Below are 7851 nucleotides of genomic sequence, written 5' to 3' on the forward strand. Positions count from 1 at the left end.
CTTCAGGGGCGCGGGGCTTCATCGGACATGCGGCTCCGCCGCGTGAGCGCGCCCGGCCACAACGGACCCGCACCCGACCGACGACCCGTCCCGGCACACCCCGGCGGAGCGCCTGGCGGAGCGCTACCGCGGGCCCCTCTTGATGCCGAGCGCGTCGACGGCCGCCGGGTTCAGCAGCAGCGCCAGCGAGACGACTGCCACCACGGCGAGCGCGATGCCCGCCGGGATCGACCAGGCGGCATCCGTCGTCATCAGGGTGTACGCGACCGGCAGCGCCATCAGCTGCGTGATCATCGCGGGCCCCCGGCTCCAGCTCCGCCGCAGCCGCAGTCCGTTCGCCGCGAGCAGCGGCAGCACGGCGAGCGCGATCAGGGTGAGCCCGCCCATCTCGGCCTGCTCCGGCCGGTCGGGGCTGCCGAAGAGGCCCATCACCAGCATGGAGAGACCGACCGTGACGAGCGCCAGACCCTCCAACGCGGCGAGCGCCGCCGCGGCGCCCAGCCGGGCGGGGCGGGGCGTGGCGGGGTGCGGCACGACCGGCGATTCGGGGAGCGGCTCGGGCAGCGCTTCGGCCTGCTTCTGCGGCCTCTTGGCGGGCTTTTTACTCACCCTTGCAGGGTAACGGCCGACGGCTGCCGGGAGCCGGGCGGTCGTACCGGAGGACGACCGGCGCACGGGCGGCCGGTAATCTGCACGGCATGCGCGCACTCCTCGTGGTCAATCCGGCAGCAACCACCACCAGTGCCCGCACCCGGGACGTCCTGATCCACGCCCTGGCCAGCGAGATGAAGCTGGAGACGGTCACCACCGAGTACCGCGGCCACGCCCGCGATCTGGGCCGGCGGGCCGCCGACAGTGCGGACGTCATCGATCTGGTCGTCGCCCTCGGCGGCGACGGCACCGTCAACGAGGTCGTGAACGGCCTGCTGCACGACGGACCCGACCTCGACCGCCTGCCCGGTTTCGCGGTCGTCCCCGGCGGTTCCACCAATGTCTTCGCCCGCGCGCTCGGTCTTCCCAATGACGCGGTAGAGGCGACCGGCGCCCTTTTGGACGCACTGCGTACCGGAAGCGAACGCACAGTGAGCCTCGGTCTCACAAAGGGCGTACCGGGAACGGAGGACGAAGCCGTCCCGGAACGCTGGTTCACCTTTTGCGCGGGGCTCGGATTCGACGCGGGAGTCATCGGCCGGGTCGAACAACAGCGCGAGCGCGGAAAGCGTTCGACGCATGCGCTGTATCTGCGCCAGGTGGTCCGTCAATTCCTGGAGGAGCCGCACCGGAGACACGGTGTGATTTCTCTGGAGAGGCCCGGTGAGGAGCCGGTGAGGGACCTCGTTCTGTCGATAGTCTGCAACACCTCCCCCTGGACCTACCTGGGGAATCGTCCGCTGTACGCCTCCCCGGAGGCTTCTTTCGACACCGCCCTGGACGTGCTCGGACTGAGCCGTCTTTCCACCCCGGCGGTGACGCGTTACGCGACCCAGCTCCTCACCTCCACGCCGGAACGCGGCCCGCACGGTAAGCACGCCGTCACCCTGCATGACCTGACGGACTTCACCTTGCATTCGAAGGCCCCACTGCCCCTTCAAATGGACGGTGACCACCTTGGGCTGCGTACGAGCGTCGCGTTCACAGGCGTTCGCCGTGCACTGCGTGTGATTGTGTGAGTGGAAGAGCCGAAAGTCCTTTATCTCGAACGTACGGACTGCCATCCACCCCATGGAAGTACGGCTGTGACCTAGCCGACACCGAGGAATCAAAAAAAACTTCTCGGAAGGGGTTGTATCCGTCGTCGAGGTTTGCGAGTCTCTTCATGGCGATCGGGACGGCCCGCAACACCGGCCTCCCTGAGAACCAGAATCCCTCCTCACACACAGGACCACAACCAGTGCTCACTGGAAGTCGGCCCTTCCCTCGTGAGGGGATTCGTGAAAGCGTTCACATTCACAAGCAATGTGTTTGACATCTAGGTCATCCAGATCATCAAGGAGAGGTAGCAGCCATGGACTGGCGTCACAACGCCGTTTGTCGTGAGGAAGACCCGGAGCTGTTCTTCCCCATCGGCAACACCGGTCCTGCGCTGCTGCAGATCGAGGAAGCCAAGGCCGTCTGCCGCCGCTGCCCCGTCATGGAGCAGTGCCTGCAGTGGGCGCTCGAGTCCGGCCAGGACTCGGGTGTCTGGGGTGGACTCAGCGAGGACGAGCGCCGCGCAATGAAGCGCCGTGCCGCTCGCAACCGGGCGCGCAACGCGACCGCCTGACCCACCCTGCTTCGAGCCTGAGCTCGGCGGCGCATACAGCGCGTATGCAGTCACCGCCCCCGAATCGCAGCGCGCAGTACCCCCCAATGCGCAGTAACGCGTGAGCAGTTGAGCCCCGTACCGGTATCCCGGTACGGGGCTCTTCGCTGTCCGCTGCTGCGGTACGGCGACTACTTCTGCGTCCGTACGGGGATGTCGAGCACCACCCGGGTGCCGCGCTCCGGGCCGGGGACCATGTCGAAGCTTCCGCCCAACTCGCCCTCCACCAGCGTCCGTACGATCTGCAGGCCCAGGTTGCCGGCCCGCTGCGGGTCGAAGCCCTCGGGCAGTCCGCGCCCGTCGTCCAGCACCGTGATCAGCAGCCGCGCCTCGGCCGACGTGCCGCCGCGCAGTGCGGAGACCTCGACGGTGCCCTGCTCGCCCTGGGTGAACCCGTGTTCCAGGGCGTTCTGCAGAATCTCCGTCAGGACCATGGAGAGGGGGGTGGCGACCTCCGCGTCCAGGATTCCGAACCGTCCGGTCCTGCGGCAGGTGACCTTCCCCGGGGAGATCTCGGCGACCATCGCCAGCACCCGGTCGGCGATCTCGTCGAACTCGACGCGCTCGTCCAGGTTCTGGGACAGCGTCTCGTGGACGATCGCGATCGAACCCACGCGCCGTACCGCCTCGTTGAGCGCTTCCCGCCCCTGGTCGGAGTCCATCCTGCGGGACTGGAGTCTCAACAGGGCGGCAACCGTCTGGAGGTTGTTCTTCACCCGGTGGTGGATCTCCCGGATGGTGGCGTCCTTCGTGATCAACTCCCGCTCTCGGCGGCGGAGTTCCGTCACGTCGCGACAGAGGACGAGGGAGCCGATGCGGGGACCCTTGGGCTTGAGCGGGATGGCGCGGAGCTGGATCACTCCCCCGCTGCCCTCGACCTCCGTCTCGCGCGGGGCGTAGCCGCTGGCCAGTTTGACCAGGGCTTCGTCGACCGGGCCGCGGGACGGGGCGAGTTCGGCGGTCGTCTGTCCGAGGTGGTGGCCGACCAGGTCGGAGGCGAGGCCGAGGCGGTGGTACGCGGAGAGGGCGTTGGGGCTCGCGTACTGCACGATGCCCTCCGCGTCGAGCCGGATCAGGCCGTCGCCGACGCGCGGGGACGCGTCCATGTCGACCTGCTGGCCGGGGAAGGGGAACGAACCGGCGGCGATCATCTGGGCGAGGTCGGATGCGCTCTGGAGGTACGTCAGCTCCAGCCGGCTCGGCGTGCGCACGGTGAGGAGGTTGGTGTTGCGGCCGATGACGCCGAGCACGCGCCCCTCGCGCCGTACCGGAATCGACTCGACCCGGACCGGAACCTCCTCGCGCCACTCGGGGTCGCCCTCGCGCACGATGCGGCCCTCGTCGAGAGCGGCGTCGAGCAGCGGGCGCCGGCCGCGCGGGACGAGGTGGCCCACCATGTCGTCGTGGTACGAGGTGGGGCCGGTGTTCGGCCGCATCTGCGCCACGGAGACGTAACGGGTGCCGTCGAGCGTGGGGACCCACAGGACGAGGTCGGCGAAGGACAGGTCGGAGAGCAGCTGCCACTCCGAGACCAGCAGGTGGAGCCACTCTAGGTCGGACTCGCTGAGGGCGGTGTGCTGGCGTACGAGATCGTTCATGGAGGGCACATGCACGAACATACCCGTAACCTCACGGACAACTGGCGGTGCACATCCATAGACAGGGACTAGTGGTCTAGTCCACAATGGCCGGGCAAAGCTTCATCCTCCCCGCACAGGAGGGTGAAATCGAGGGACGAAGCGCTCTCTGCCCTGACTGCGCCCGCCCCTCCACACGGCCGAAGGCACCGCACACCGTCGGCCGACGCAACTCCGGGCTGCGGTGCCGGGTGGGCCGAGGGTCCCGCCGGGCGCCGTGGCCCGCGGGTCTTTCGGGGGACGCCCCGGGCCCCCGGGCGGATCTCTCCCGGCCGCCCCCTCACCTCTCCGGCCAGGCCCGCATCGCCAGGGCCGCCACCTCTTCCAGTTCTTCCTTGTCCGCCCCGTCGCGGGCCTGCTGCGACATGCCCTGGAGTGCGGCGCCGGAGAAGCGGGCGAGGGCCCTGGCGTCCGTGCCGGGCGGGAGCTCGCCGGTCGCGACGTCCGCGCGGATGCGGGACTCGAAGGCGTCGAGGTTGGCGTTGCGGCGCTCGCGCAGGGACTCCTCGACCTCCGCCGTCGCGCAGTTGGTCGCGGCGGAGATCACCATGCAGCCGCGCGGGTGCGCCGGGTCGGTGTACTCGGCGGCCGCCTCGTGCAGGAGGCGGCCGATGGCGGCGCGGGCGGTGGGCTCCTCCTCCAGGGCGCGGGCGGCGAAGGCGCCGTGGGTCTGCGCGTACGCGCCCACGACCTCCGCGAAGAGGGCCTTCTTGTCGCCGAAGGCGGCGTACAGGCTGGGGGCGCCGATGCCCATCGCGCGGGTGAGGTCGGCGACCGAGGTCGGCTCGTAGCCGCGCTCCCAGAACGCCAGAGTGGCCTTCTCCAGCGCCGCCGCCCGGTCGAAGGAGCGGGGCCGGCCGCGCTGTTTCGTGGGTTCCGTTGCCATGCGCCTCATTCTATAGCGGTCGTTAGCTATGTGCTATGGTCCTTTCTGTAGCGACCGCTAGAGAAAGAGGGGGGCGTAGCCATGAGCACGCTCAAGAAGCTCGACGGCAGGACGGCACTGGTCACGGGCGGCAGCCGGGGCATCGGGCGGGGCATCGCGGAACGGCTCGGCAGGGACGGGGCGCGGGTCGCCGTGCACTACGGCACGAACGAGACCGCGGCGAAGGAGGTCGTCGGCGTCATCGAGGCGGCGGGCGGGTCCGCCTTCGCGATCGGCCAGGAGCTGGGGACGCCGGGGGACGCGGAGGCGCTGTGGGCGGAGTTCGACCGGCATGCGGACGGTCTGGACATCCTGGTCAACAACGCGGGCATCGGGACGTCGGACTCCTTCGCCTCGATCGGCGAGGCCGCGTTCGACACGCTCTTCGCCGTGAACGTCAAGGCGCCCTTCTTCCTTGCCCGGTGGGGGGCGGAGCGGCTGCGCGACGGGGGCCGCATCATCAACATCTCCTCGGGGCTCTCGCACGCGTCCGTCATGCCCGACCTGATCGCGTACGCGATGACGAAGGGCGCGCTGGACGTCTTCACCCGGGACCTGTCCAAGACGCTGGGGCCGCGCGGGATCACCGTGAACTCGGTCGCGCCGGGAATCATCGACACGGACAACAACGCGTGGCTGCGCGAGAGCGAGGAGGCGTGGAAGTGGGCGGCGTCGATGTCCGCGCTGGGACGGGTCGGGGAGCCGGCCGACGTCGCGGACGCGGTGGCGTTCCTGGCGTCGGACGAGGGGCGCTGGGTGACGGGCCACTGGATGGACGTGACGGGCGGCTCCCTCCCGTAAGCCACCGGATGCGGCCCCCCGGCCCGCTACCGCGTCTCCGTCACCTTCGCCAGCGCCCTCGGCGCGTCCGGGTCCTGCCCCCGGGCCAGGGTGATCTCGTACGCCAGCATCTGCAGCGGCAGGATCTCCAGGATCGGCTGGAGCTCCTCCGGGACGCCGTCCGTGGGGAGCACGAAGCCCGAAGAGGCCTCCTCCACCTGGGACTTGGGGCCGACCACGAAGAGGTCCGCGCCGCGGCCCCGCAGCCGGTCGAGGACGGGCTGGAGGGCTTCGCCGCCGCAGCCCGACGTGACGACGGCGATCACCGGGGAGATGTTGTCGACCATGGCGAGGGGGCCGTGCAGCAGGTCGGCGCCGGAGTAGGAGAGGGCGGGGATGTAGCTCGTCTCCATGAGCTTGAGGGCGGCTTCCCTGGCCGTCGGGTAGCCGTAGCCGCGCGAGGTGATGACCATGCGTTCGGCGAAGCGGTAGCGGGAGGCGAGGTCGCGGACCTCCTCCCGGCGGGCGAGGATCCCGGCCGCCAGGTCCGGGAGTGCGCGGGCCGCCGCCGTGCCTTCGGCCGACTGCAGGCCCTGGACCAGCAGGTAGAGGGCCAGGAGCGACGCCGTGTACGTCTTGGTCGCCGGGAGCGCCTTCTCCGGGCCCGCCAGGATGTCGATGTGGTGCTCGGAGACGGCGGCCAGCGGGGAGTCCGGACTGTTGGTGACGGCGAGGGTGACGGCCCCCGCCTCCCGGGCGGCGCGGGTGGAGGCGACGAGGTCCGGGGAGCCGCCGGACTGACTGACGGTGATGACCAGGACGTCGCGCAGGACCGGGCGGGCGCCGTACGCCGTGGTCGTGGACATCGAGGTCAGGCCGCAGGGCAGGCCCATCTGGATTTCGAGGAGGTACTTGGCGTAGAGGGCCGCGTGGTCGGAGGTGCCGCGCGCGGTGAGCAGGACGAAGCGGGGGCTCTTCGCGGCGATCGACTGCGCCGTGGCGAAGATGCGCGGCGCCGCCTCGTCGAGGATCCGGCGCAGCACGGCGGGCTGCTCGGCCATCTCGCCGGCCATGATCCGCCCCGGTCGCTCGGCGGAGGGCGTACCGGGCTTCTCGGCAGAGGGCATGAGGGGGCCTCCCGGACGTGCTCAGGACGACGGACGCCGCGACCGAAGGACGACGGGCGCCGCGTCGCCCAAGATGACGGACGCTGCACCTCAGTCGACCATGGGAGTTCGTGCACCCGCCAGCGGGAGGACGCCGCGAAGGAGGGTGGGCTTCGGCCCTCCTCTGCTAGATTGGTCTATACCACAGATCGTTCAGTCCTCTCGGCACACGGTCTCCCACCTCCACACAGACAGGCAGGCATCAGCGTGGAAGTTGTCATCGTTCCGGACGCCAGGGCGGGCGGCGAGCTCATCGCGCAGAGCATCGCCGACCTGCTGGGCAACAAGCCCGACGCCCTGCTCGGTGTGGCCACCGGCTCGTCCCCGCTGCCCATCTACCAGGCCCTGACGGCCAAGGTGCGCGGCGGCGGGGTGGACGCCTCGCGCGCCCGCATCTGCCAGCTCGACGAGTACGTGGGTCTGCCTGCCGGACACCCCGAGTCGTACCGGGCGACCGTGCTGCGCGAGGTCGTGGAGCCGCTGGGGCTGACCGAGGCGTCGTTCTTCGGGCCCGACGGGTCCGCCGACGACGTGCAGGCGGCCTGCGTGGCGTACGACCGGGCGCTCGCCGAGGCGGGCGGCGTCGACCTCCAGATCCTGGGCATCGGCACCGACGGACACATCGGCTTCAACGAGCCGTGCTCGTCGCTCGCTTCGCGCACCCGCATCAAGACGCTCACCCAGCAGACGATCGACGACAACGCGCGCTTCTTCGAGGGCGACACCGCCCAGGTCCCGCGCCACGTCATCACCCAGGGCATCGGCACCATCCTGGACGCCCGCCACCTGGTGCTGCTGGCCACCGGCGAGGGTAAGGCCGAGGCCGTCGCGCAGACCGTCGAGGGCCCGCTCTCCGCGCTCGTACCGGCGTCCGCGCTCCAGCTGCACCCGCACGCGACCATGGTCGTCGACGAGGCCGCCGCGTCGAAGCTGAAGCTGGCGGACTACTTCCGTCACACGTACGCGAACAAGCCGGTGTGGCAGGGGCTCTAACTCCCGCACGCAGTAGGTGAGTTACGTACGAGAGGCCGGGCCCCGCAG

8 protein-coding genes are annotated in these 7851 nt (G+C 70.2%); 4 read left to right on the forward strand and 4 right to left on the reverse strand.

Going from position 1 to position 7851, the window contains the following annotated elements:
- Positions 1 to 123 precede the first annotated feature (123 nt).
- Positions 124 to 564 (reverse strand): hypothetical protein, encoded by a 441-nt coding sequence (locus tag ACWGIG_RS34605; protein WP_453325668.1) that lies wholly within the window; start codon positions 562 to 564, stop codon positions 124 to 126.
- Positions 565 to 698: 134 nt separating this feature from the next.
- On the opposite strand from ACWGIG_RS34605, the gene ACWGIG_RS34610 reads away from it, so the two are divergent.
- Together ACWGIG_RS34610 and ACWGIG_RS34615 are read left to right on the forward strand one after the other, a co-directional pair.
- Positions 699 to 1670 carry a diacylglycerol/lipid kinase family protein gene (locus ACWGIG_RS34610; protein ID WP_453325662.1) on the forward strand — a complete coding sequence of 324 codons (972 nt, stop codon included), beginning with the start codon at positions 699 to 701 and terminating at the stop codon, positions 1668 to 1670.
- A 335-nt stretch (positions 1671 to 2005) separates the two neighbouring features.
- A complete protein-coding gene (locus tag ACWGIG_RS34615; RefSeq protein WP_004937597.1) occupies positions 2006 to 2263 on the forward strand; it encodes a WhiB family transcriptional regulator in 258 nt (85 codons plus the stop codon).
- 170 nt (positions 2264 to 2433) lie between these two features.
- On the opposite strand, the gene ACWGIG_RS34620 is transcribed toward ACWGIG_RS34615, so the two are convergent.
- On the reverse strand, positions 2434 to 3900 hold the full coding sequence (locus ACWGIG_RS34620) for a sensor histidine kinase (protein WP_453325663.1): 1467 nt from the start codon (positions 3898 to 3900) through the stop codon (positions 2434 to 2436).
- Positions 3901 to 4219: 319 nt separating this feature from the next.
- On the reverse strand, positions 4220 to 4825 hold the full coding sequence (locus tag ACWGIG_RS34625; protein WP_453325664.1) for a TetR/AcrR family transcriptional regulator: 606 nt from the start codon (positions 4823 to 4825) through the stop codon (positions 4220 to 4222).
- 81 nt (positions 4826 to 4906) lie between these two features.
- Here ACWGIG_RS34625 and ACWGIG_RS34630 point away from each other — a divergent pair, with 81 nt between their 5' ends.
- Positions 4907 to 5665, forward strand: a complete 759-nt coding sequence (locus ACWGIG_RS34630) for an SDR family oxidoreductase (protein WP_453325665.1) — start codon at positions 4907 to 4909, stop codon at positions 5663 to 5665.
- Between the two features lie 26 nt (positions 5666 to 5691).
- Here the strand turns inward: ACWGIG_RS34630 and ACWGIG_RS34635 are convergent, their stop codons facing one another.
- Positions 5692 to 6771, reverse strand: a complete 1080-nt coding sequence (locus ACWGIG_RS34635; protein WP_453325666.1) for an SIS domain-containing protein — start codon at positions 6769 to 6771, stop codon at positions 5692 to 5694.
- Positions 6772 to 7017: 246 nt separating this feature from the next.
- On the opposite strand from ACWGIG_RS34635, the gene nagB reads away from it, so the two are divergent.
- Positions 7018 to 7803, forward strand: coding sequence for a glucosamine-6-phosphate deaminase (gene nagB, locus ACWGIG_RS34640; RefSeq protein ID WP_453325667.1), 786 nt, complete (start codon positions 7018 to 7020; stop codon positions 7801 to 7803).
- The last annotated feature ends 48 nt before the right edge of the window (positions 7804 to 7851 follow it).

It is taken from the genome of Streptomyces sp. NPDC054863, from assembly GCF_053610825.1.